Origin of the sequence: Streptomyces flaveolus (assembly GCF_000716535.1) — a bacterium.
GTDB lineage: Bacteria > Actinomycetota > Actinomycetes > Streptomycetales > Streptomycetaceae > Streptomyces > Streptomyces flaveolus_A.
The window spans coordinates 1-248 of the sequence record NZ_JNWV01000203.1; the positions used below are offsets into that span (position 1 = coordinate 1).

General features: G+C 52.8%; 1 rRNA gene. It reads left to right on the forward strand.

From position 1 onward, the window contains the following. Positions 1-101, forward strand: a 23S ribosomal RNA gene (locus tag OO52_RS45860); the annotation flags it as partial. Positions 102-248: the final 147 nt, after the last annotated feature.

Below are 248 nucleotides of genomic sequence, written 5' to 3' on the forward strand. Positions count from 1 at the left end.
TGGGGTAAGGCTCCCAGTAGACGACTGGGTTGATAGGCCGGATCTGGAAGCACAGTAATGTGTGGAGGTGACCGGTACTAATAGGCCGAGGGCTTGTCCATTGATGCTCGCGTCCACTGTGTATGTTCTGAGGCAACGAACGGTTGCCGGCTTTGAGCTGAACTGAACACAATTGAAGAGTGTGCTTGTTCGCTCGAAACCATTAGGGTTTCGGTGGTCATAGCGTGAGGGAAACGCCCGGTTACATT